This is a genomic window from Rhizobium sp. BG4 (assembly GCF_016864575.1).
Classification (GTDB): domain Bacteria; phylum Pseudomonadota; class Alphaproteobacteria; order Rhizobiales; family Rhizobiaceae; genus Rhizobium.
Genome location: NZ_CP044126.1, coordinates 1,009,872 through 1,032,419, shown reverse-complemented (window position 1 = coordinate 1,032,419; position 22,548 = coordinate 1,009,872). Strand labels below are relative to the sequence as shown.

The following is a 22,548-nucleotide window of genomic DNA, read 5'->3' as shown; positions in this document are numbered from 1 at the left end:
CTATTTGGTAAAAACCATAGGCAGGGGTTAAAAAAGTGTCAAGCAGAGTTCGTGATCAATGAATGGGCACAGCTAAAAATAGTATATTTGATTTCAAATGGTTATGGAATCAGCCGGCATTTTCAGCGGCGCCGGATACCGTTCGCGGCCCGATTGCAATTATGCCCGATGGATAGCCGGCATATAGAGGCAAATGACCTGCCAGCCCGCCGGTCGTCTCTGACGGGAAAGGCGGCAGCAGGCGCAATTTTTCAAGAGTGGCGGTTGCTGGCCCAGGACATGTTCGAAAGCTGGCTGAAGCTGGTAACGCGTCTGCTGGTAGAAACACCTTACCTTGCCTGCGACGAATTTACCGCGGCTGATATCGCGGCTAACGACCTTCTGGAGTTCACTCGACGACCCAAGCGCTCGGCTTCACAGTGACCGAAAAAGTCTATATCGCGAGAACCGCTCAGTGTGATGAACCTGCACCAAGATGCGAGCCTGGGATGCGAAGGTCACGAGCCGGTGATGCTCTCTTCAGCCTCAAGCGCATGCCAGCATGGCGTCGCCCTGCGCCTGAAAAGTCACCACGGATCCGCGGCCAATCGATTTGGCCGCGTAAAGCGCTTCGTCGGCTCTCTTGAGGGCTTCGTCACAGCTGCGGTCTGAAACTGAACCGGCATGATCAATACCGAACGAGGCGCCAATTCGCGCTTCGATGTGATCGAAGTCATAAGGCTGGCCGAGAAGCAACGAAAGCCGCCGGCAGCTCAGCTCCGCTTCGACCTGTGTGGTCGAAGGCATCAGAATTGCGAACTCGTCACCGCCCAGACGGAAGACAATGTCGTCATGCCTCGTGGACGATCGAAGGCGTTGGGCGACCTGCCGGAGTACCTCGTCGCCGGCGGCATGTCCGTGCCGGTCGTTGACCGCTTTGAACCCATCGAGGTCCAGGCAGACGACGGTGACGTTTCCTATTTCGGATAGACGACTGAACTGCGCTTCGATCGTCGTGCGATTGGAAAGCCCCGTGAGGAAGTCATGCGTCGCTGCATGTCGCATGCGCTTCTCCTCTTCGACCAACGACACTACTGCCTGCCGCGAAATCCTCGCAACAAATACGGCGCCAAAAACAAGCACGGCTATGACTGCGGCTGCAAGGGGAAGAGATTGTAAAAGCAAATCCCTGGCGGGCGTCGGTGGCTTCCAGGACAGGACTTCCTTTTGCCCATCGGTGCCGACTGCGACCTCGACGCGGGCTCGGTTGTCCGGAACGGAGGCCTGGCCGCCTATGGTCGCATCATCGAGGAGGAAGCGGTTACCCAGGAACTCCTGTAAGCTGCCGGCAATCGGGATCGCCGAGATGAGGATCGGAGCGCTTGGTCCGCGCGGTGTTGCCGTTCTGAAATCCGGTTGGAAGAGGCTTGCAGTCAGCAGCACGGCGTCACTTCCGACAACCTCGATTTTGCTGAATGAAACAGGATTGGGAATTCCTGATGCCTTTGCACCCTGCTCGCGCTCGCGAACTTGGGCAACGAGGGCACTTGCGTCCCCAATGATCTCGGCGGTGCCACGATGAAAGAATGGTCGCGTGGCGACTTCGTCGGCGGTCTTGTCGTAGATCATTTTGCCTTCGGCATCCAAAATGGCGACGAACCGGGTGCGAGACGTTCCAATCAACGAGTTGCCGATGTTGCGGTCGGTCCATTCGGGATCGAATGCGTTATCGATTTTGGCGATCGACTCGTCCCAGATTGTCCAAGCAGTGAGGGCAAATTCGACGTCGGTGATCCAGATCGAAATGTTTCGTTTGACGAGTGTCTCCTGACGCTCGCGGATCTCCGCATCCAGGCGCGCGACACCATAATAGGGAACTGCTGCAAGCCCGGCGATCACGACGGCGGCGAGCAATAGCGCAGGTCCTACCAACTTCAATCCAGTGAAACGCTTCATCGCATGCCGGCCCTGAGTTTCTTCAGGGTGAACCTACAGGAGCGAAACCTTAGCGGCAGTTACCGCCGCCAGCGTTTTGATAGCTTCGGTTAATGGTTCGTCACACATCGGCAAACCAGGCCTGAGGCCACCCTTGAGTAGTCACGGCGACCGGCTAAGGAGCGGGCACCGACAAAATCTGCGTACTGCCGCCGTCATGAGCTGTTCGGCGTCGAACCCGGGTGCGCTCCGCTTGGCTTCAGCGAGGATCGTACTGGCTGAGCCGCAAGGGCTGACGGCTGTGGTCGCAAAGTTGTTGCCGGCCAATATGGTTGGCTCGCTTGCCCTCACGCCGTCGCCGGCGACAACAGGTTCATGTCGATTTCGGTGAGTTCGACCCGGCGCTCGAACGCCTTGCCTTCCTCGTCGAAGAGGTGGCAGTCGGCGGCGTTGATGCCGACGGTGACGGGCTGGTCGGCGCGGATGCCGACGCTGCCTGGGAGCATGGCGCAGAAGTTTTCCGTTTCGCCGCCGAGTGCTGCATAGGCTACGGTGTTGGCGCCGAGCCGCTCGATGACGCTCGGGGTGACGGCGAGCGATATGTCCCCATTGGTCAGCTGGATATGTTCCGGGCGGATGCCGAGCGTCAGCGTCTTGCCGACCATGCCGTCGCGCGGCGTGACCGGCAGCGTTGCCGTCTGGCCGCGATAACCGACGGTGACGCCGGAGGCGCTGGCCGCCGTGCAGGTGACCGGCAGGAAGTTCATTTTCGGATTGCCGATGAAGCCGGCGACGAACTGGTTTGCCGGCTTGTGATAGAGCTCCAGCGGCGCGCCCGTCTGCGAGATATTGCCGGCGTCGAGCACGACGATGCGGTCGGCCATGGTCATGGCTTCCACCTGGTCGTGGGTCACGTAGATCATCGTCGCCTTCAGCTGCCGGTGCAGCTTGGCAAGCTCGATGCGCATGTCGGCGCGCAGCGCCGCGTCGAGGTTGGATAGCGGCTCGTCGAACAGGAAGATCTTCGGCTCGCGGACGATCGCGCGGCCGATCGCGACACGCTGGCGCTGGCCGCCCGAGAGCATGCCGGGCTTCTGCTGCAGCCGTGTTTCGAGATGCAGGATGCGGGCGGCATTCTCCACCTTGGCCTTGAGCTTCTCCTCCTCCATCTTCTCGACGCGCAGCGGGAATGCGATGTTCTCGAAGACGCTCATATGCGGATAGAGCGCATAGGACTGGAAGACCATGGCGATGCCGCGCTTGACCGGCGGCAGATCGTTGACGCGCACGCTGTCGATGACGATGTCGCCCTTGGTGGTCGCATCGAGGCCGGCGATCATCCGCAGCAGCGTGGACTTGCCGCAGCCCGACGGGCCGACGAAGACAACGAACTCGCCGTTCTTCACGTCGAGCTCGACGCCTTTCAGAACTTCGTAGTCGCCATAGAATTTTTGAACTTTATTGAGCTGAAGCTGTCCCAAAAATCTGTCTCCGGTCCCGGCCTTGAACGCGCATGAAGTTGGTCGGTGAGGATCGCGGCCGCGAGGGCCGCGATCCCCGTTTCGAGGCTTACTTGAAGGCTTCGATTTCGCCGGCAGCCTTCTTGAGGGCGGCTTCCGGTTCTGCCTTGCCGGTGACGACGGACTGGACCATCTCGATCATCGAGTTCTGGAAGCCCTTGTAATCGGTGAAGAGCGGCTCCGGACCACCGTAATCGATACCCTCGATGAACGGCTTCCAGAAGGGATCCTTGGCAACGAACTCGTCGACCTTCTTGGACGGACGCAGCGGGGTGAGGCCAGCGCCGCCCTGCAGTTCGTATTCGCCCTGGATATCGGGAGAGGTGATGTACTTGGCGAATTCGGTCGCCTTTTCTTCGACGCCCGAGCCCTTGAAGATCGCAAGGCTGTCGGTGATCAGCAGCGTGCCGGCGCCCTTGGCATCCGGACCAAGCGGCAGCGTCGCAACGCCCCAGTTGATCTTGGTGTCCTTCAGGCGGTAGGCAGCGCCGGAGCCGGCCTGGATCATCGCGACCTTGCCGTCGAGGAAGATGGCGCGGACTTCGTTCTGTTCGTATGCCGTCGGGCCTTCTTCGGCATAAGCGGCGATATCCTTGTAGGCCTTCAGGGCCGCGAGGATCTGCGGGCTGTCGAGGGTCACCTTGCCTTCGGCATCGGTGACGGCGCCGTTATTCGTATAAACCCAATGCATGAACTGGTGCATCGTGTTGTCGAAGGTCTTGGCCGAGAGACCGAAGCCCGGAACGCCGGTCTTTTCCTTGATGGTCTTTGCCATCTCGATTTCTTCGGCCCAGGTCTTCGGCGGCTTCTCGGGGTCGAGACCGGCCTGCTTGAAGAGATCCTTGTTCCAATAGAGGGCCTTGGTCGAGAAGGCGATCGGAACGCCCCACTGGTTGCCGTCGAAGGTGACGGTGTCGACGATGTGCGGGTAGTAACCCTTCTTCTCGTCGTCACTCATCGGAACCGGAACGATCAGGTCGTTCTGCGCGAATTCCTTCAGGGTGCGCGAGCCGACATAGGCCATGGCGACGGGGGTGCCGGCGGCCGCCAGCGTCGTTGCCTTGTCCTGGCACTGCGCCCAGCCGACGACTTCGGGGGCGACCTTCCAGCCTTCGTTCTTGGATTCCCATTCCTTGATGTATTTGGTGTGGATCGGGTCGATCGTGTCGCCGCAATAGATCCAGCTGATTTCCTTGTCGGCTGCCTGGGCAGTGACCGCGGTCAGTGCCGTCGAACCGAGCAAGGCGAGCGCCATTAGGCCTGTCTTGATGGTAGTGTTCACGTCGTGACTCCCATTCTCGTTGTTAGCTGTTCACTCTTTTCTTGGTCTTATTGTTTCACCGCACCGGCGGTCAGGCCGCCGACAAGGTAGCGCTGAAGGAAGAAGATGACGACCATCGCCGGCGCGATGCCGACGAAGGAGGCCGCCATCAGTTCGTTCCAGATGACCTCCTGCTTTCCGAAGTAAGCGAAGAGTCCCACCGGCAGGGGCATGTATTCAGTCTTCGAGTTGAAGGTCAGCGCGAAGATGAACTGCTGGGCATAGGCGCCGATGAAGGTGGTAATCGCGACGACGATAATCCCCGGCATCGCAATGGGCAGAATGACGCGGCGGAGCGTATAGAAATGGCTGGCGCCATCCATATAGGCCGCTTCGTTGAGTTCCTGGGGAATGCGGATCATGTAGGTGCGCAGAAGCCAGATCGCCGACGGGATCAGGAAGGCGACACCCGGCACGATCATGGCGAAATAGGTGTTGAGCACGCCCATCGTGCGCATCAGGCGGAAAAGCGGAATGAGCAGCACGGCGCCGGAGAACATGTTCACCGTCAGGAAGGCGCCGAGCAGGATGCCCATGCCGCGGAATTCGAACTTCGCGAAGGCATAGGATGCCGGGATGACTAGGCAGAGCACGATGACAGTCACGATGATCGAGATGAAGAAGGAGTTGAAGATATAGCGCCCGAAGCCCGGCACGCTGATCCACATCGTCCTGTAGGCCTCGAACGAGCCGTTCTCCGGCCAGAAGCGGTATGGCGAGGAGAAGAGCTGACTGAGCGGCTTCAAGGACACCAGGAAGCCTTCGACGAAAGGCGACAGCACGAAGAAGAGAAACAGCGCGATGCCGCAATAGATGAGGATGATTTCCCACCAGCTGTAGCGATCGATCATGGGACGGCTGCTCATGCGCGCTTCTCCGGGTTGAGGCGGCGGGTGACGCGGAAATAGGCGAAGCAGAAGAGCGACAGGAAGATGCAGATCAGCACGGCGCGGGCCGCACCTTCACCGTATTTCTTCGAGCCGATTGCCGTCTGATAGGTGTCGATGATCATCGTCGTCGTTTCACCGCTCGGACCGCCCTGCGTCAGAATCCAGATGATGTCGAAGGAATTGAAGGTCGCGATCAGCGACAGCATCGACATGGTGATGATGGCGGGAACCATCAGCGGCAGCGTGATGCGGCGGAAGCGGTACATGCGGCCGGCGCCGTCGGTCCAGGCGGCCTCATAGAGATCCTTCGGGATCGACTGAATGGCGGCGAGGAAGTAGATCGTCACCAGCGGCACGCCGATCCAGACGTCGGTCACGATCGTCGCCCAGAAGGCGGTGCTGCCATAGGCGAGGAAGGCGACTGGGCCATCAACCAGGCCGAAGCGCTGCAGCAGGCCAGAGATCATCCCGAACTGGCCGTTATACATCCAGCCCCACATGAAGATGCCGATCGCCATCGGCACGATCCATGGCGGCATGGTCAGCAGCCGGAACAGCGAGCGGCCGGGCACGGCGGCATTCAGCATGACAGCGCCGAACGTGCCGATGATCATCTTCAGGGCGACCGAAAAGAACGTCCAGATGAAGGTGCGCAGAATGACTTCCGCAAAGGTGGAATTGAAGATCTTCTCGTAATTGACCCAGCCGACCCAGTTCGTGACCTTACGCAGCGATGCGTCCGTGAACGACAGGATGAATGTGTCGACCAGCGGATAGGCAACGATTGCCAGGACGTAAAGGACTGCCGGAAGGAGAAGGATCCAGGCGAAGATGACGGCACTTTTCTGAGCACTCATCTTGCCGCCTCCCTCAAGCCGCTCTGGCGTGTAGCGCCTCGTCGAACCTGTCCCAGACGGGACGAAGGTCGATGACGGCCTTCTTCATGCGGGCCTCATCCATGGCAAGCGCCAGGATGCCGGCCTCCAGAGCATTGAGCGTCGAGACCGGAAGCTCGGACCCGGTGCGCACGCTCTCCAGGATATCGGCCGCCATCTGCTCGTCGGCGCCGTAATGCTGGGAGAGTTCGGTCGCGGCATATTTCGTCTCGACGACCTTCTTGCCAGTCAGCTGCTCGTGGACATCGAGATAGCCACGGACGAAGTCGCCTTCGGCCATGCCGCGCGACCCCATGATCGCGAAACGGCGGAACTGGTCGGGAACGTTCAGGTTCGTATGGAAATTCATACCGACGCCATTGGCATATTCGACGATTGCCACCTGGTAGTCGATGATGTCGGCATCGCTGTCGAACACCTTGTCGGAGCCCATCCAGCCGCTCGGCTTGCGATGGAAGAGTTCGAGATCGTTGATGCCTTCGCGGGCCGGGTCGTTGGCGGGAATGAAACTCTTGCGGCCGCCGAAGCTTGCGACGCGCTCGGGACGAGCGCCGACGACGCCATTGTAGAGGTCGAGGTCATGGCAGCACTTTTCCAGCATGAAGCTGCCGGAATAGCGCTCGTAGCGGCGCCAGTCGCGCATGAAGAAGGCGCCGTGATAGGGCTCGATATGCTCGGATGCCTCGATCGAGACGATCTGGCCGAGCTTGCCTTCGGCCTGGATGGCGCGCAGGTCCTTGTAGAGCGGCGAGTAGCGCAGCACGAGGCCGACCATCAGCCGCTCATGGCCGAATTTCGCCATCAGGTGGGCGAGCTCGATGCTCTCGGCGATCGTCGTGACGATCGGCTTTTCGCAGAAAACCTTCAGGCCGGATTCGAGGCCGAGGCGGATGTGGTCGAGATGCATGTGGTTGGGAGAGCCGATCATCAGGAGATCGAGCTTTTCGGAGGCCAGCAGTTCCTGCGGCGTGCCATAGGCCTTGCCGACCGAAATGCCCTTTTCCGTCAGTCCCGGAAGACCCGCGGGCTCCGGATCGACATAGCCGACGATTTCGAAGCTGCTGTCGATAGCCGTAAAGACATGGCCGAGGTAGCCGAGCCGGAATCCCAGCCCTATGATTCCCACTTTCATCCCGATGACGTTCCCAATTTCGTAATTTATTTTCTTCAAGTTGGGACAAAAATCAGAGGCCGTCAACCGAAAACGGGCCTGAAAGCGCATTGATGAAATTAATTTTCATAATATACGGGATAAGCGCGTTTTTGGGCATATCCGCGCAAGCAAAGCAGGCACCCGATGAAAACGGCTGCCGCTGGCGTCATGAAACTGGTTTCGTTCCGTGGAACCAGTTGGCTGCTCCACTTTTGGGGCGGGGCGGCGGCCTCTGAAGCCTATTGGTCGAGGTAGCGCTCGGTCAATCGCGCCCACAGGGCAGCACCCGCCACCAGGCTTTCATCTGCGAAGTCGTATTTGGCGCTGTGCAGGATGGCCGAGTTGACGCCGTTGCCGAGGCGCAGGAAGGCGCCGGGCTTATGTTCGAGGAAGTGCGAGAAGTCTTCACTCCCGGGGATCAGGGCGCAGGTCGTCACCTTGTCGGCGCCGACGAGCTCTTCGGCGACCTTCCAGGCAAATTCCGTCTCCGCCTCGGAATTGACGACGACAGGGTGGCCGTGGACGTAGTCGATCTCCACCGTGGCGCCGAAGCCGTCGACGACGGACTCCGTCAGCTTACGGACGCGGGCCTCCAAGAGTTCGCGGGTCTTCGGATCGAAGGACCGGACGGTGATCAGCAGTTTGGCGCTTTCAGGAATGACGTTCGAAACCTCGCCGCTATGGATCGCGCCGACGGTGACGACAGCCGTCTGGGTCGGGTCGACGCTGCGCGAGACGATGGTCTGCAGCGCGACGACGAGGTGGCAGGCGACGACGACGGGGTCGATCGTCAGGTGCGGGCGTGAGGCATGGCCACCCTTGCCGGTGATGGTGATCTCGGCGGTATCGGCGGCTGCCATCAGCGGGCCGGCGCGCATCAGGAACGTGCCCTCGGGCGCGCCCGGATGATTATGCAGACCGTAGATGACGTCGAAGGGAAAGCGTTCGAACAGGCCGTCGGCGATCATTGCCGGAGCGCCGCTGACGGCACCCGCTTCCTCTGCCGGCTGGAAGATCAGCGTCACCGTGCCGTTGAAGCGGCGGGTACGGGCCAGATATTCGGCGGCGCCGAGAAGAATGGTCGTATGGCCGTCGTGGCCGCAGGCATGCATCTTGCCGGAAACCTTGCTGGCATAATCGAGGCCGGTCTGCTCGGCGATCGGCAGCGCGTCCATGTCGGCGCGGATGGCGATGCTCTTCTTGCCGCTGCCGGCCGTCATGCGGGCGACGACACCGTGGCCGCCGACATTGCGCGTCACGTCATAGCCCCAGGCCTCGAGCTTTTCGGCGACAAGGCGTGCGGTTTCGGCTTCTTCGAAGGAGAGTTCGGGATTGGCGTGAAGGTGGCGGCGGGTCGCCGTCAGCTCCGCCTTCATCGGTTCGAGATCCGAGAGGCTGGCGAAATCGTTCTTGAGGGTCATGGCCGTTCCGGTCTTGCGGGAGTGCGGCCGCTGCCGCCAGGGCGGCAAGCGGCGCGCATCATTTCGGGAGGAGAATTGCCGCGCTCAGATAAAGCGCGACAGGAAGCTTCGGGTGCGGGGGTGCTGCGGATTGCCGAGCACATCTTCGGGCTTGCCCTGTTCGACGACCTTGCCGCCATCCATGAACACGACGCGGTCGGCCGCTTCGCGGGCAAAGCCGATCTCGTGGGTGACGACGATCATCGTCAGGCCCTGATTGGCGAGGTCGCGCATGGTGGCGAGCACTTCGCCGACGAGTTCCGGATCGAGCGCCGAGGTCGGCTCGTCGAAGAGCATCAGCTTCGGCTTGATGGCGAGCGCCCGGGCGATGGCGACGCGCTGTTGCTGGCCGCCGGAGAGCTGGCGCGGATAGTTGTCCGCCTTGGCCGAGAGGCCGACGCGTTCCAGCAGGCGCTTGGCATTCTCGGTCGCTTCCTTGCGGCTTTCGCCGTGGATGCCGACGGGTGCCTCGACGATGTTCTGCAGCGCCGTCATATGCGGGTAGAGGTTGAACTGCTGGAACACCATGCCGATCTTCCGGCGCTGGAGCGCGACGGCATGATTGGAGAGCTGCACCAGCTTGCCCTTGCGGAAGCTGTAGCCGATCTGCTCGCCATCCACCTCGATCGATCCCTGATTGATGGTCTCAAGGCGGTTGATACAGCGCAGGAAGGTCGACTTGCCGGAGCCCGACGGTCCCAGGATGACGACGACTTCGCCGGGGGCGACGTCGAGGTCGATACCCTTCAGCACTTCGAGCTGATCGAAGGACTTGTGGACGTTTCTGGCGCGCACGAGCGGCTCGATGGTCGCGATCGCGTTCATTGGCTCACCTCCTGTGCGGCAGCAAGAGCCGGTGCCGGCACGGCGGCGTCCTTCGCGGCCCTGGGGGCGCCGGTGCGGCGGTCGCCACGGCTGTAGTAGCGCTCGATGTAGCTCTGGCCGACATTCAGGACCGAGGTGATGAGCAGGTACCATATGACGGCGACGAGCAGCATCGGGATGACTTCGAAGGTGCGGTTGTAGATCGACTGGACCGAATAGAGCAGGTCGGCCATGGCGATGACGCTGACAAGCGAGGTCGCCTTGATCATGCTGATCAGCTGGTTGCCGGTCGGCGGAACGATCGAGCGCATCGCCTGCGGAATGATGATGCGGCGCAGCGCCCTTGCCCGGGTCATGCCGAAGGCTTCGGCAGTCTCGAACTGGCCCTTGTCGACCGAAAGCAGGCCGCCGCGGATGATCTCGGCCATATAGGCTGCTTCATTGAGGGCGAGACCGGCGATCGCGGCGGTCATCGGACTGATGACGGAATTCGTGTCCCAGCTGACGAAGGTCGGCCCGAAGAACGGGATGCCGATCGACAGCGTCGGGAAGAGGGTCGAGAGGTTGTACCAGAAGATCAGCTGCACCAGAAGCGGCGTGCCGCGGAAGAACCAGATGAAGAGCGATGCGAGAGAGTTGGCAAGGCCGTCCTTCGACAGGCGGGCGATGGCAAGCAGCAGGCCGAGGATGACGCCGATGATCATCGCCACTACGGTCAGGCCAAGCGACACATAGAGACCGCTGATGACGACCGGATCGAAGAAATACTGGGCGACGACGGGCCAGCCGAAATTTTCGTTTCCGGCGATCGACCAGGCAAAGTAGGCGGCAATTGCCAGGACGATGACCCAGGCCGCCACGCGGCCGGTGGGGAAGGGCTTGTGGGCATGCGCCACATCCCGAGCTGCCGCATCGCCGGGTGGCGATGCGGTGTTCTTGATATCAGTGCTCATTTCGGCAACGTCCCGCCGAGGTTGATGCCCGGCTCCTTGATCATGTTGTTCTCGAGGCCCCACTTCTTCATGATGGCCGCATAGGTGCCATTATCGATCAGAACCTTGACCGCGTCACGCAGAACGGGGCCGAGCGGGGAACCCTTGGGAACGACGGCGCCCTGATAGAGCGCTTCGAAGCCGTTCTTCTGGCCGACACCCGTGAGTTCCAGCTGGCCATTGGCCTGCGATACGAAATAGGTGAGCGGTGCCTGGGAGGAGAAGAAGGCGTCCGAACGCTTGGAGCGGACCGCCAGGATCGAGCTCGGCTGGTCGGTGAAGGACTGCACTTCGATCGGGTCCTTGCCGTCGGTCTTGCACTTCTCGGCCTGGACCTGGATGACCTTTTCGGCCGAGCCGCCGGCCATGACAGCAATGCGGTTGCCACAGGCACTGTCGAGCGAGGTGATCGCCTTCGGATTGCCCTTCTGAACGGCGAAGACGACGAATTCCTGAACCCAGTCGACGAAGTCGTTGGCCTCTTCGCGGCTCTTGAAATCGCCGACGGGGCCGAAGGCGAACTGGTAGCGGCCAGAATTGACGCCAGCAAGGAGGGCGGGAAGGCCGCCGACCGTTTCATGCTCGATCGTGACGCCGAGGATCTGGCCGAGCGCGTCGGTCAGATCGGCGCTGGCGCCGGTCATCTCGGTGCCGGTGACGATTTCATAGGGAGGGAAGGAGCCGTTATTGACGGAGATCATCTTGCCAGCCGTGCGGATCGCCTCTGGCAGCTTCGCCTTCAGCTCCTCGTTGACCGAAAGCTTCGGCAGATCCTGCGCCAGGGCCGCTCCGGAGAGCATGACGCCGGCGAGCGCAAGAGTGGTCATTTTCTTCAATTGCATGGTCATTCCCCTTTTTGATTTGATATTCTCGGGTGTCAGGCGGCGGCAGCTACCGGTCTGCCGTCAATGTCGAGTGGAAAGAGTTCTTCCGGCGTCATCAGCCGCGGCAGGATGCCCTGGGCATGAAGCTCTCCGGCGAAATCGGCGATCATCTTGCGGTTGGGCGCAAAGCCGCTTGCATCCCAGCCTTCGGGCAGTTCGGCGGCGCATTTCAGAAGCTCGTCGAACATGAAGGGCGTCGTCTCGGCATATTTGCGCCGCTTGGAGAGCCACATGCGCTGCGATTCATCGATCAGGCGGCTGAGTTCTTCGATCACCCAGGGATGCTCGGCGGCGATCTCCGACTTGATGCCGATCAGGTGCATACCGGGTACATAGCCCACCTCGTCGAAATAGCGACGCTCGGCGCCCCGGAAGTCCGAAAGAAGCTGGCGGAAGGGCGAGCCGCTGGCGAAATAGCCGTCGGGCATGAAGGGGGTGAAGATCGCGTCGAGCGCGCCTTCCTTGAGCAGATCGACCATCGGGCGCTCGCCGGGAGCGGCTTCGATGCGCCCAGCGCGGCCGAAGCCGTCGAGGCGGTCGACGATCGGATGCGCCTCGGTCAGGCGTCCCGCATACCACATGGCATCCTCGACGCCGACGCCTTCGCGGCGCACGGCGGCGCGCGTCCAGGTATTGCCGGAGTCGCGCCAGCCGGTGACGCCGATGCGCTTGCCGGCGAGATCGCCGAGTTCGCGCAGCTCGCTGTCCTTGGTCGTGACGATGCAGCGATGGCGGAAGCCGCGCATGATGAAGTTCGGAATGCCGACGACGCTCTCGTCGCCGTCGATGCGTAGCTGCGTGTAGCGGCTGAAGGACATTTCGGCGGCGTCATAGCTGTCGCTCTTGCCGACATGCGAAAGCAGCGTGCCGACGCGATCGACCTTGATGTCGAGCTTTGGCGAGGAAACGTCACCGAGAACCAGCGGCGTCATGTAGTCCCAGTCACGAAGGGCGAGGCGTAAGGTCAGGGCCATGTGCATCTACTCTTAAAAAGCTTGTGTTCATGATCGATAAATGTTCAAAATACATTGATCAAATGTTATTACGTTATTGAACATTAAAAATGGCGCGAAAATGAGCGAAATACGGGACGCAAACTGGTTTGCTGAAAAATTGAACGATCGTACGATTCGCGGAATCGCGATTGAAACCAGTGCCTTGATCCGGGCCGGCGCGCTGCCTGTCGGAACCAAATTGCCGCCGATCCGCGATCTCGCCTTCGCGCTCGGGATCAGCCCCGCAACGATCTCCGAGGCCTGGAGCGAGCTGCGGCGGCAGAAAATCATCAGCGGCCGCGGCCGCAACGGCACCTGGGTCAGCGGCGACCGCTTCATTGCCAAGCCGGAACGCCTGGCAAGCGTCGGCGATTATGGTGAGGGCGTGCTGGACCTCACGGCGGCTGTGCCCGATGTCCGCTTGCTGCCGAAGCTTGCCGAAGCCATGGCCTATGGCGCCTCGGCCGAGAACCTGAACAGTTACGAGCGCAGCCGCATCCTGCCGGAGCTGGAAGAGGCGGTCAGGCGTTCATGGCCCTACGAGCCGGAAGCCTTTCTCGCGACCAATGGCGGCTATAATGCCGTCTATACGCTGATCCATGCCTTGGTGACGCCGGGGGCCTCGGTGGCGATCGAGGTTCCCACAGGCATGCGACTGCTCGACATCCTGGAAGACCGCGGCGTGCGCATCCTGCCGGTCCAATGCGATGGCGAGGGGCCGGTTCCGGCGTCACTGGAAGCGGCGATGCGGCTGCGCCCGGCAGCCTTCATCTTCCAGCCTCGCATCCATTCCGTCACAGGCCAGAGTGTCAGCGCCGAGCGGATGGAGGCACTGGCGGCGATCCTGAAAGATAGCGATACGCTGATCGTCGAGGACGACGGCGTTGCCGATATTTCGTCGGCGCCGCGCCATTCGCTGGGCTCGCTCTATCCGGATCGCGTCATCCACATCCTGTCCTTCTCGAAGACCCATGGCCCGGATCTCCGGCTCGCGGTGCTCTCCGGCTCTCGGGCGATGATCGAGCAGATCCAGTCCTACCGCGCCTTCAGCGCCGGCTGGACCAGCCGCATCCTGCAATCCGCGGCCGCCTGGCTGCTTCGCGATCCCGCAACCGGCGAAACGCTGGAGCGGGCGCGCGACATCTACATCAAGCGCCGCGCCGACCTGATCAATGCGCTTGGCGAGCGCGGGGTCGAGGCGGCCCATGGGGGCGGATTATGTGCATGGGTGCCGGTTTCCTCGGAACCGTTTGCTCTGGTGACGCTCGCCGCCCGCGGCATCGCGGTTCATCCGGGCGCGAAGTTCTCGGTCCTGCCGAGCAGCCACCTGCGCGTTGCGACCGCCAACCTGACGGACCGTTGCCAGGAGGTTGCCGACGGCATCGCGCTCGCGGCCGTTCACCAGTGAGGAAGGATTATTCGCCGGCGGAGCGGCCGGTCGCCAGTTCCATCTTGCGCAGGCAGTCGTCATTGCCGGCAAAGCGGAAGATGCCGTAGACGGCGAGGCCGAGCTCGTCGCTGCCCGATATCGTAAGGCTGGCGGACTCGGCGTTGCCGAAGCGCAGCGAGAGGTCGTTCCACTGGTCGAAGATCTGCCGGTCTTCGCTGATGATCGCCTCTTCGAACTGCCGGTTGTCGCGGAATTCGTTGCTGGTGGCGTGATCGACCGTTTCGTCGGGTTTGCCGAGCTGCTGGCTCATCAGCGCATAGGCCTTGCCGAACAGCGCGCGGGTTTTCTTTCCGTCGCTGTCTTCGGCGATATAGGAGGAGACCGCCGAGATGTTGCAGATCCCGGTGCCCTTCACATAGGCGAGGATATATTCGCTGAAGAGGTCGCTCGCCTCCGGCGCGCCCTTGCAGACATATTGTCCGGTCGCGTCGCTGGTGCTGCTGCCGCCGCCATCGATTGCCTCGCAGCCGAGCGTTGAGGGGCGCATATCCTGCGATATGCCGAATGGCAGCATCGCCGGCGCCGTCTCCTGCGGAGCGGCGGCGGGTGCGACGATTGCTGCAGCAAGAGCAATCGGAAGCATGCCGAAATCGAAAGCCATCATGTCCTCGTCAGCGATTCCGCATCAGTCAATCGCATGCCGGGCACGCGATTTCTACCGTTTGGAAAACGCAGCTGTGGACAAGCCCGTTCCTTCACGATTGCGCATCGGCCGGTAACATAGCCGCAGCAAAGCCTTAGCGGACGGGGAGCATCATGCGCCGGGCGGCCTGCTTGCCGCCCGCGTCGAGGTCGATAAGAGCGCCGGCTGGACTAGCGGGCAGCCTTCAGCCGGAAGCGGGCTTCCAGGTGATTCCAGCCGCGGCGCAGCAGCTCGACGATGATGATGTAGACGATCGCCGCGGCAATATAGAGCTGGAAATCATAGGTGCGCTGGAAGGCAAAGCGCGTGGCACCGAGCAGGTCATAGACGGTGACGACGCTGGCGACCGCGCTGCCTTTCAGCACCAGCACCACTTCGTTGCCGAAGCCGCGCAGGCCGTGGCGGATCGCTTGTGGCACGACGACGAGGAAGGTCGCCAGGAACGGCCTCAGCGCCAGCGCTTTCGCGGCTTCCATCTGCCCGCGCGGAACGGCAAGCACGGCGCCGCGGAAGATTTCCGACTGGTAGGCGGCGGTGTTGAGGCTGAAGGTCAGGAGCACGCAGAATTGCGGCTCGCGGAACAGCTGCCAGAGGCCGAGCGCCTGCAGTTCGGGCCGGAATTGTCCGGAACCGTAATAGACCAGGAAGACCTGGGCGAGCAGCGGCGTGCCGCGCACCGCATAGGAATAGGCGAAGGCCGCAGCCCGCACCGCCTTCGGGCCGGACAGCCTGGCCCAGGTCAGCAGCGCGGCGAGGACGGCGCCGAGCGTGATGGAAATGACCGTCAGCTCGATGGTGACGAGCAGGCCGGAAAACAGGCGTCCGCCATATTGCTGGAAAACGTCGAGATCGATCATCGCGCATGCCCCCAGCCGCGGTTGGCATAGCGTTCGAGCGCAATCAGCACCGTGCTCGAGAGCATCGTCAGCAGCAGGTAGATCGTGCAGGCGGCGGCATAGAACAGAAAGGGCTGCTTGGTCTGGCCCGAAGCCAGATAGGCCTGGCGCAGGATGTCGTCGAGCGCGATCACCGAGACCAGCGACGTTTCCTTCAGCAGCGCCAGCCAGCAGTTGCCGAGACCGGGCAGGGCCGGGCGCAGCAGCTGCGGGAAGATCACCTTGAGAAACAGCGGAAAAGGTTTCAGGCCGAGGCTGAGACCGGCTTCGATCTGGCCGCGGTCGATACCGCGCAGTGCGCCGAGCAGCACTTCGCTGGAATAGGCGGCAAAGACCGCGCCGAGCGCGATGACACCGGCGATGAACGGGCTGAGTTCGAGATTGACGCTATAGCCCATCCATTCGCCGATGGTGCGGATGGCGATCGACGAACCGTAATAGATGAGCAGCAGCGTCAGCAGTTCGGGCAGGCCGCGGAAGGCTGTCGTGAAGCCTTCGCCGATTGCCCGCAGCAGCTTGCTGCGGGCGTTCTTCATCAGGGCAAGGCCAAGCCCGAGGGCAAAGCCGAACGGCAGGGTGGTCAGTGCCAGCTCGATCGTCAGCAATGTGCCGGCGAGGAGCTGGCCGCCCCAGCCATTCGCGCCAAATCCAAGGGTTTCCATGGCCTCTTCGTCTCCGGGCGCGACGGCTTAGTAGATCGAGAAGGGGAAGTACTTCGCGTTGATCGTCTTGTAGGTGCCGTCGGCAACGATATTGGCGAGCGCCTTGTTCAGCTTGGCCTGCAGGTCCGGTTCGGCCTGGCGGATGCCGATACCGACGCCGTCGCCGAGATAGTGCGAGTCCTTGATGTCGTTGCCGGCGAGCTGGCAGCAGTCGTTGCCCGACTTCTTGAACCACTCGGTCAGCGTGATCTTGTCGGCCATGACGGCATCGACGCGGCCGGCGACGAGGTCGAGCAGGGCTTCGTCGACGGTGCCGTACTGGCGCACGTCGGCATCCTTGTACTTGTCTTCGATCAGCGTCGAGAAGGTCGAGGAGGACTGGACGCCGAGCGTCTTGCCCTTCAGGTCGTCAGGCGTGTTGCCTGCGAGGGGAGCGGACTTCAGAACCGCGAGCGCACCGGCCGTGTGGTAATAGGGGTCGGTGAAGGCGATCTTCTTCTTGCGCTCTTCGGTGATCGACATCGAAGCGACGATCGCGTCGTAGTGATGGGCGAGCAGGCCCGGAATGATGCCGTCCCAATCCTGGGCGACGATCTTGCACTCGACCTTCATGTTGTCGCAGAGCGCCTTGGCGATATCGACGTCGAAGCCGGCGAGCGTGCCGTCGGCCTGCTTGAAGTTGAAGGGCGGGTAGGCGCCTTCGGTGGCGATGGTCAGCTTTTCCTGAGCGAAGGCGGAGGATGCCGAAAGGCCGAGCAGGCCGAGTGCGGCGAAAGCGGCCGCAGCGATAGTTCTATTCATGTCTCAGTTCCCTTTATCTTTATGAGGTGGTTGCCAAAGGCCGGCCGGCGGGGGCGCCGGATAGCCTCAAATTTCCTCCTGGAGCGCCTTGGCTCCCGGAGAATTCCTGCCGCTCTTCTTGTCTCTCAGATCCTTGAGATGCTTGTAGAGCGTCGCTCTCGACATCCTCAGCACCTCGGCGATGTACGGGGTGGCGTTGCGGATCGAGAACAGTCCCTGATTGTCGAGAATGGAGACGAGCTCGCTGAGATCGTCCTTGCTGAGGCCGGCTTCCGTCAGGTGCCGCTCGCGCAGATAGGCGTCGATCGTGGCGCTGACGACCTCTTTCCAGTCGCTCTTGAACAGCGCTTCCGGCGGTTCGGAAGGCGGCGAGAACTGGATGAGGTTGCGGATGAACTCGACCGCGCCCTCGAACACCGAAATATCGAGGTTGATGCAGAGCAGCCCGACCGGCCGGTTGGCGTGGTCGCGCAGCACCGCGGTGACCGAGCGCAGCTGGCGGCGGTCCCAATTGGTCTTGCGATAGGGGCCGATGACGGAGGAGTCGATCGAGATCGCCACTTCCACATCGGTCATCGAGGAGTCCCCCGGCCGGCGCTTGGAAAAGGCGTTGGCGATAAAGGCGATGTTGCCGGTCGCAAGGTCGTGCAGCACGACTTCGGCATGCGGCTGCAGCAGCGTCGCAATCGCCTGGCAAACGGGAACGTATGGCTTCAGAACTTCCTTCATGCTTAACGATTACGCCCTGTAAGACATTTTGTCAAACAAGACATATTGTCTCAAATCTCGTCCGGGTATAGGAAGTGTTCAGGGAGGAAGTGGATTGCGTGCCGTTAGCTGCGAAATCGCTACTTAAGGCTGGATTTCATAGCATTTGACGTCGCGGAACCGCCTTTTCTCGAGCAGAGGTTGAGGATGCAGACGCAGTGTCTCCCCATGGATTTTTTGTCTAGTCTTCGGCCCGCTGAGACGATCGCCCGTCAGCATTCAAGAATGGAGTTTTATGTGAGCATTTCTGAGACCATCGAAGCGGCAGAACGCCGCATCCGCCCTTACGCACGCGAAACGCTGCTGGAGGCATCGCCGACTTTCTCGGACAAGATCGGCCAGGAAGTTCTGCTGAAACTCGAAAACCTGCAGCACACCGGATCCTTCAAGCTGCGCGGCGCGCTGAACAAAATCCTCGCCATGGGCGACGAGGCGGCAAAGACCAAGGTGGTCACCGCTTCCTCCGGCAATCACGGTGCGGCCGTCGCTTACGCGCTGCGCGTCATCGGCGGCAATGGCCTGGTCTTCGTTCCCGAGGGCGCCTCGCCGTCGAAGGTTGCCAACATCCGCAAGCTCGGCGCCGAAGTCGCCTTCTACGGCGATGACAGTATCGACACGGAAATCCATGCCCGCGCCTATGCCAAGGAGCATGGCTGCCTCTACGTTCCGCCGTACAACGACTATGAGGTCATGCGCGGCCAGGGCACGATCGGCGTCGAGCTGATGCGCCAGAGCGCCGGTCAGCCGATCGACAATCTTTTCGTCTCCGTCGGCGGCGGTGGCCTGATCGGCGGCATTGCCGCCTATATGAAGGCAGTCTCGCCGAAGACCCGCATCATCGGCTGCTCGCCCGCGAATTCCTGCGTCATGGCGCGCTCGGTCGAGGCCGGTTCCGTTCTCGACCTGCCGTCTGAGGATACGCTTTCGGACGGCACGGCCGGCGGCCTGGAATCCGATACGATCACCTTCCCCTTCTGCCGTGATCTGGTGGATCACTGGGTCGACGTTTCCGAAGACGAGATCGCCGAGGCGATGCGCACCTTCATCGACGGCCACCACATGCTGCTCGAAGGCGCCGGCGGCGTGGCGCTGGCCGGTCTCTGCAAGGTCGCTCCCGAGTGGACCCGTGGCCGTTCTGTCGCCGTCATCTGCGGCGCCAATGTCAGCCGCGATGTCCTGAGGAGCGTCATTTGACCTCCTCCGCCCGTCTTTTCTCGCTCGAGGAAATCCGCAGCCGCCTGACGGCGATCAATCCGGTCGTCTGTGTCGAGGAAGCGTTCCGCGCCTTCTCGGCAGGCAATGCGATTGTTCCGGCTCCGGGCGAGCTGATCTTCGATAATCCGCCCGGCGATGTGCACATCAAGTATGGCTATATCGGCGGCGGCGAATTCTATGTCGTCAAGATCGCCTCGGGTTTCTACGAAAACCCGCGCCATGGCCTGCCGAGCAGCAACGGCTTGATGCTCGCCTTCGAGCGCCAGACCGGGGCGCTTGCCGCCATTCTCGACGATCGCGGTCACCTGACGGATATCCGCACGGCAGCCGCCGGTGCGGTCGCGGCTAAATATCTGGCGCCCGCTGAGGTCGACACGATCGGCGTCATCGGCACCGGGATGCAGGCCGAACTGCAGGTGAAATTCCTGCAGACGGTCCGCCCCTGCAAGAACGTGCTCGTCTGGGGCCGACGCAAGGAAGGCGCCGAAGCCTATGCCGAAAAAATGCGGCAGGACGGCTATTCGGTGACCGTTGCCGGAAGTGTCGAGGAGGTAGCCGAGCGCTGCCGGATCATCGTCACGACGACACCGAGCATCGTCCCGCATTTGCACGGCGCGATGATCCGCAAGGGCACGCATATCACTGCAATGGGCGCCGATACGCCGGAAAAGCGCGAGCTGCATGCCGATGTGTTTTCGGCGGCCGACATGGTCGTCGTCGACAGCCGCGTCCAGGGATCGCTTCGCGGCGATCTGAAGGGCGCGCTCGATGCCGGTACGGTGGATATCGGCCGCGTCAGCGAACTCGGCCAGATCATTGCCGGCGATGCCAAGGCGCGCTCCGGCGCCGACCAGGTGACGATTGCCTCGCTCACCGGTCTTGCCGTGCAGGACGTGGCGATCGCCTCGGCAGTGATTGCGGGAGACGCGTGATGTCACGCATGCAGGCGGTGGTTTTCGGGAGTGAGTGCCGTGCTTGAGTTGATTGCAGATGCCTTTCCGGCCCTGAAGGCGATGCGCCACGAGATGCATAGGCATCCGGAGCTGTCGCTGGAGGAAGAATGGACGGCGGCCTTCGTTGCCGATCGCCTTCGCGAGCTCGGCATCGAGGTTCATACCGGCATCGGCGGCCATAGCGTCGTCGGTGTCATCCATGGTTCAGGACCCGGCCCGTCCGTGGCGCTGCGCGCCGATATGGATGCGCTGGCGATCCATGAACAGAGTGGTCTGCCCTATGCTTCAAAGACGACCGGCAAGATGCATGCCTGCGGCCATGACGGCCACACGGCGATCCTGATCGGCGCTGCGACGCATCTCGCCCGCACCCGTCAGTTCCGCGGCACTGTCTACCTGTTCTTCCAGCCCGCCGAGGAGCGCTACGGCGGCGCACAGATGATGATCGACGACGGGCTTCTCGCCCGCTTTCCGGCAGAACGCATCTTCGGCCTTCACAACTGGCCGGGCCTGCGGGCTGGTGCCGTCGTCGTCCATGATGGACCTGTGATGGCCGGAACCGGCGAATTCGAGGTCACCTTCACGGCGCGCGGCGGCCATGCGGCGATGCCGCATCTTACGGGCGACCCGATTTTGGCTGGTGGCCATTTCGTCACCGGTGTCCAGCAGATCGCGGCGCGCGCGATCGATCCCCTGAGCGCATCGGTCGTGACGATTGGTTCATTCCAGGGCGGTATCGCACAGAACATCATCCCGACGAAGACGGTGCTGACCGGCACGTTCCGTGCCTTCAGCCTCGATACGCTCAAGCTGATCCAGCGCCGTCTCGAAGAGATCGTCGGCTCCGCCGCCGCGATTGCCGGTGCGCAGGGTAACATCCGGTTCGACGACGGGCTTTGCCCGCCGGTTGTGAATACAAGGGCGGAAGGCAAGCTGATCCGCGACGTTGCCGCCGAACTCTTCGGCGAAAGCGAGCTCGAAAGCCTGCCGCCGACCATGGCGGGCGACGATTTCGGCGTCTTCCTGCAGCACTTGCCGGGTGCCTATATCTGGATCGGTAACGGCGAGACGGGCGAGGGCGCCGGCCTGCATCAGCCGGGTTACGACTTCAACGACGATATCCTGGTGCGCGGCGCAAGCCTTCTGGCGGCAACGGCAGAGCGGGCGCTGGCATGACGAGCGGAGGCGCAGCCATGGACGACCGCAGTTTCCTGGGTGACTTCTCGGCCGACTTTGCTTCGGCCCGCCACAAGTTCCGCGAGGCCTGCGCCGGTGCCGCAAGGCTCGACGCCTTCCCGCATCCGGGGAAGGGGCCGGATGGCGAGGAGCTCGCCACTGACGTCGCCTATTTTGGCCGCGCCGACGCGCCCTATCTCGTCGTCTCGGTCTCCGGCACGCATGGTGTCGAGGGCTGGGCCGGATCGGCCTGCCAGATCGGCTGGATTCGTGCTGGCATGGCGCTGCCCGACGATGTCGCGATGCTGCATATCCATGCCATCAATCCCTGGGGCATGGCCTGGGACCGCCGCCAGCAGGAAGACAATGTCGATCTCAACCGGCACTATGTCGACTTCGCCAACCCGCCTGCCAATCCCGACTATGCGGAACTCTACGAGCACGTCATGTGCCCCGAAGACGATGCCATCAGCCGCAGTGCCGCCGATGCGGCGCTTGCCGCCTATCGCGAGAAGCATGGCCGCCTGACCGCCGGCATGACGCTGCAAGGCGGCCAGTATTCCTTCCCGGATGCACCCTCCTATGGCGGTGCTGCGCCGGTCTGGAGCCGCAAGACGATCGACGAAATCTTCGCCCGCTATTGCGGCAAGGCGAAGCGCATCGCCGTCATCGATATCCACACTGGCTACGGCCCCTATGGCTACGGCATTCCGCTCTGGCACATGCCGGGCGGGCCGCAGCTCGACAAGGCGAACATCCTGTTCGGCCCGACCATCGAGGCGCCGCTTGCCGGCGATCGTGCCCATGAGGAATTCATCCAGCACGGCCATTTCTACGGCTATTGCGAAAGCCAGCTGCCGCATGCCGACGTGATCGCCATGTGCCTGGAATTCGGTGGCGAATGGCTGGCCGATGGCCAGCGCGCCCGGTTGGAGCGCAATGATGCGCTGCTTTGGCGCGATGCGGATCGCCTGTCCGGCGAAGCGCGCGCCGCCCGCCGACGCTGGCGCGATATCCACTGCCCCGACCGCGACGACTGGCGCGAAATGATCTGGTTCCGCGGGCGCCAAGTCTTCCGCGAGGTGGCTGAGCGCATCCGCCTCAATGACGAAACACCAATGCCGAAATGACCCC

General features: G+C 62.1%; 22 protein-coding genes. 6 read left to right on the top strand and 16 right to left on the bottom strand.

Annotation, left to right across the window (positions count from 1 at the left end; genetic code table 11):
• The first annotated feature begins 51 nt into the window (after positions 1–51).
• On the top strand, positions 52–423 hold the full coding sequence (locus tag F2982_RS24930; RefSeq protein ID WP_203430270.1) for a hypothetical protein: 372 nt from the start codon (positions 52–54) through the stop codon (positions 421–423).
• Positions 424–525: 102 nt separating this feature from the next.
• On the opposite strand, the gene F2982_RS24925 is transcribed toward F2982_RS24930, so the two are convergent.
• From F2982_RS24925 to F2982_RS24875, 11 genes are all read right to left on the bottom strand, one after another.
• Positions 526–1,935 carry a diguanylate cyclase gene (locus F2982_RS24925; RefSeq protein ID WP_203430269.1) on the bottom strand — a complete coding sequence of 470 codons (1,410 nt, stop codon included), beginning with the start codon at positions 1,933–1,935 and terminating at the stop codon, positions 526–528.
• 326 nt (positions 1,936–2,261) lie between these two features.
• Positions 2,262–3,395: a sn-glycerol-3-phosphate ABC transporter ATP-binding protein UgpC gene (ugpC, locus tag F2982_RS24920; RefSeq protein WP_203430268.1), complete on the bottom strand. Its 1,134-nt coding sequence runs from the start codon at positions 3,393–3,395 to the stop codon at positions 2,262–2,264.
• A gap of 88 nt (positions 3,396–3,483) precedes the next feature.
• Entirely contained in the window at positions 3,484–4,689 is a 1,206-nt protein-coding gene (locus F2982_RS24915; RefSeq protein ID WP_112714661.1) for an ABC transporter substrate-binding protein, read from the bottom strand.
• Positions 4,690–4,763: 74 nt separating this feature from the next.
• Positions 4,764–5,621, bottom strand: a complete 858-nt coding sequence (locus F2982_RS24910; protein ID WP_130280411.1) for a carbohydrate ABC transporter permease — start codon at positions 5,619–5,621, stop codon at positions 4,764–4,766.
• The gene (locus F2982_RS24905) at positions 5,618–6,502 is read right to left on the bottom strand and encodes a sugar ABC transporter permease (protein WP_112714657.1); all 885 of its coding nucleotides are present in this window, start codon (positions 6,500–6,502) and stop codon (positions 5,618–5,620) included. The genes F2982_RS24910 and F2982_RS24905 overlap by 4 nt, the downstream gene beginning before the upstream one ends.
• A 13-nt stretch (positions 6,503–6,515) precedes the next feature.
• The gene (locus F2982_RS24900; protein WP_112714655.1) at positions 6,516–7,673 is read right to left on the bottom strand and encodes a Gfo/Idh/MocA family oxidoreductase; all 1,158 of its coding nucleotides are present in this window, start codon (positions 7,671–7,673) and stop codon (positions 6,516–6,518) included.
• A gap of 260 nt (positions 7,674–7,933) precedes the next feature.
• Positions 7,934–9,115, bottom strand: coding sequence for a M20 aminoacylase family protein (locus tag F2982_RS24895; RefSeq protein WP_203430267.1), 1,182 nt, complete (start codon positions 9,113–9,115; stop codon positions 7,934–7,936).
• Between the two features lie 84 nt (positions 9,116–9,199).
• Positions 9,200–9,979 (bottom strand): amino acid ABC transporter ATP-binding protein, encoded by a 780-nt coding sequence (locus F2982_RS24890; protein ID WP_130280405.1) that lies wholly within the window; start codon positions 9,977–9,979, stop codon positions 9,200–9,202.
• Positions 9,976–10,932 carry an amino acid ABC transporter permease gene (locus tag F2982_RS24885; RefSeq protein ID WP_203430266.1) on the bottom strand — a complete coding sequence of 319 codons (957 nt, stop codon included), beginning with the start codon at positions 10,930–10,932 and terminating at the stop codon, positions 9,976–9,978. Before F2982_RS24885 ends, F2982_RS24890 begins: the two co-directional genes overlap by 4 nt.
• Positions 10,929–11,813 (bottom strand): ABC transporter substrate-binding protein, encoded by an 885-nt coding sequence (locus tag F2982_RS24880; protein WP_203430265.1) that lies wholly within the window; start codon positions 11,811–11,813, stop codon positions 10,929–10,931. The genes F2982_RS24885 and F2982_RS24880 overlap by 4 nt, the downstream gene beginning before the upstream one ends.
• Before the next feature lie 35 nt (positions 11,814–11,848).
• Positions 11,849–12,829, bottom strand: a complete 981-nt coding sequence (locus F2982_RS24875; protein WP_203430264.1) for a nitrate ABC transporter substrate-binding protein — start codon at positions 12,827–12,829, stop codon at positions 11,849–11,851.
• Between the two features lie 100 nt (positions 12,830–12,929).
• On the opposite strand from F2982_RS24875, the gene F2982_RS24870 reads away from it, so the two are divergent.
• A complete protein-coding gene (locus tag F2982_RS24870; protein WP_203430263.1) occupies positions 12,930–14,258 on the top strand; it encodes a PLP-dependent aminotransferase family protein in 1,329 nt (442 codons plus the stop codon).
• 7 nt (positions 14,259–14,265) lie between these two features.
• Here the strand turns inward: F2982_RS24870 and F2982_RS24865 are convergent, their stop codons facing one another.
• The 5 genes from F2982_RS24865 to F2982_RS24845 all read right to left on the bottom strand — a co-directional run bounded on the left by F2982_RS24865 (position 14,266) and on the right by F2982_RS24845 (position 18,031).
• The gene (locus F2982_RS24865) at positions 14,266–14,904 is read right to left on the bottom strand and encodes a hypothetical protein (protein ID WP_246777588.1); all 639 of its coding nucleotides are present in this window, start codon (positions 14,902–14,904) and stop codon (positions 14,266–14,268) included.
• Positions 14,905–15,113: 209 nt separating this feature from the next.
• Positions 15,114–15,800 (bottom strand): ABC transporter permease subunit, encoded by a 687-nt coding sequence (locus F2982_RS24860; protein WP_112714641.1) that lies wholly within the window; start codon positions 15,798–15,800, stop codon positions 15,114–15,116.
• Positions 15,797–16,501: an ABC transporter permease subunit gene (locus tag F2982_RS24855; RefSeq protein ID WP_112714639.1), complete on the bottom strand. Its 705-nt coding sequence runs from the start codon at positions 16,499–16,501 to the stop codon at positions 15,797–15,799. Before F2982_RS24855 ends, F2982_RS24860 begins: the two co-directional genes overlap by 4 nt.
• 27 nt (positions 16,502–16,528) lie before the next feature.
• Entirely contained in the window at positions 16,529–17,302 is a 774-nt protein-coding gene (locus F2982_RS24850; RefSeq protein WP_112714637.1) for a lysine/arginine/ornithine ABC transporter substrate-binding protein, read from the bottom strand.
• 66 nt (positions 17,303–17,368) lie between these two features.
• Positions 17,369–18,031, bottom strand: a complete 663-nt coding sequence (locus F2982_RS24845) for a PAS domain-containing protein (RefSeq protein WP_199625627.1) — start codon at positions 18,029–18,031, stop codon at positions 17,369–17,371.
• Positions 18,032–18,307: 276 nt separating this feature from the next.
• Here F2982_RS24845 and F2982_RS24840 point away from each other — a divergent pair, with 276 nt between their 5' ends.
• The 4 genes from F2982_RS24840 to F2982_RS24825 are packed head-to-tail and all read left to right on the top strand — an operon-like array spanning position 18,308 to position 22,544.
• Complete coding sequence (locus F2982_RS24840; protein ID WP_246777587.1) at positions 18,308–19,264, top strand: threonine/serine dehydratase; 957 nt, start codon at positions 18,308–18,310, stop codon at positions 19,262–19,264.
• The gene (locus tag F2982_RS24835; RefSeq protein ID WP_203430261.1) at positions 19,261–20,217 is read left to right on the top strand and encodes an ornithine cyclodeaminase family protein; all 957 of its coding nucleotides are present in this window, start codon (positions 19,261–19,263) and stop codon (positions 20,215–20,217) included. Before F2982_RS24840 ends, F2982_RS24835 begins: the two co-directional genes overlap by 4 nt.
• A 39-nt stretch (positions 20,218–20,256) precedes the next feature.
• A complete protein-coding gene (locus F2982_RS24830; protein WP_246777586.1) occupies positions 20,257–21,414 on the top strand; it encodes an amidohydrolase in 1,158 nt (385 codons plus the stop codon).
• Positions 21,415–21,431: 17 nt separating this feature from the next.
• The gene (locus tag F2982_RS24825; RefSeq protein ID WP_203430260.1) at positions 21,432–22,544 is read left to right on the top strand and encodes a DUF2817 domain-containing protein; all 1,113 of its coding nucleotides are present in this window, start codon (positions 21,432–21,434) and stop codon (positions 22,542–22,544) included.
• The last annotated feature ends 4 nt before the right edge of the window (positions 22,545–22,548 follow it).

What these genes read in the sequence shown, in the direction of transcription:
- F2982_RS24845 (WP_199625627.1), bottom strand. Translation starts at nt 18,031, where the DNA reads ATGAAGGAAGTTCTGAAGCCATACGTTCCCGTTTGCCAGGCGATTGCG.
- F2982_RS24915 (WP_112714661.1), bottom strand. Translation starts at nt 4,689, where the DNA reads ATGGCGCTCGCCTTGCTCGGTTCGACGGCACTGACCGCGGTCACTGCC.
- F2982_RS24825 (WP_203430260.1), top strand. Translation starts at nt 21,432, where the DNA reads ATGGACGACCGCAGTTTCCTGGGTGACTTCTCGGCCGACTTTGCTTCG.
- F2982_RS24905 (WP_112714657.1), bottom strand. Translation starts at nt 6,502, where the DNA reads ATGAGTGCTCAGAAAAGTGCCGTCATCTTCGCCTGGATCCTTCTCCTT.
- F2982_RS24865 (WP_246777588.1), bottom strand. Translation starts at nt 14,904, where the DNA reads ATGATGGCTTTCGATTTCGGCATGCTTCCGATTGCTCTTGCTGCAGCA.
- F2982_RS24925 (WP_203430269.1), bottom strand. Translation starts at nt 1,935, where the DNA reads ATGAAGCGTTTCACTGGATTGAAGTTGGTAGGACCTGCGCTATTGCTC.
- F2982_RS24900 (WP_112714655.1), bottom strand. Translation starts at nt 7,673, where the DNA reads ATGAAAGTGGGAATCATAGGGCTGGGATTCCGGCTCGGCTACCTCGGC.
- F2982_RS24850 (WP_112714637.1), bottom strand. Translation starts at nt 17,302, where the DNA reads ATGAATAGAACTATCGCTGCGGCCGCTTTCGCCGCACTCGGCCTGCTC.
- F2982_RS24890 (WP_130280405.1), bottom strand. Translation starts at nt 9,979, where the DNA reads ATGAACGCGATCGCGACCATCGAGCCGCTCGTGCGCGCCAGAAACGTC.
- F2982_RS24885 (WP_203430266.1), bottom strand. Translation starts at nt 10,932, where the DNA reads ATGAGCACTGATATCAAGAACACCGCATCGCCACCCGGCGATGCGGCA.
- F2982_RS24870 (WP_203430263.1), top strand. Translation starts at nt 12,930, where the DNA reads ATGAGCGAAATACGGGACGCAAACTGGTTTGCTGAAAAATTGAACGAT.
- F2982_RS24910 (WP_130280411.1), bottom strand. Translation starts at nt 5,621, where the DNA reads ATGAGCAGCCGTCCCATGATCGATCGCTACAGCTGGTGGGAAATCATC.
- F2982_RS24875 (WP_203430264.1), bottom strand. Translation starts at nt 12,829, where the DNA reads ATGGCCCTGACCTTACGCCTCGCCCTTCGTGACTGGGACTACATGACG.
- F2982_RS24880 (WP_203430265.1), bottom strand. Translation starts at nt 11,813, where the DNA reads ATGCAATTGAAGAAAATGACCACTCTTGCGCTCGCCGGCGTCATGCTC.
- F2982_RS24855 (WP_112714639.1), bottom strand. Translation starts at nt 16,501, where the DNA reads ATGGAAACCCTTGGATTTGGCGCGAATGGCTGGGGCGGCCAGCTCCTC.
- F2982_RS24860 (WP_112714641.1), bottom strand. Translation starts at nt 15,800, where the DNA reads ATGATCGATCTCGACGTTTTCCAGCAATATGGCGGACGCCTGTTTTCC.
- F2982_RS24895 (WP_203430267.1), bottom strand. Translation starts at nt 9,115, where the DNA reads ATGACCCTCAAGAACGATTTCGCCAGCCTCTCGGATCTCGAACCGATG.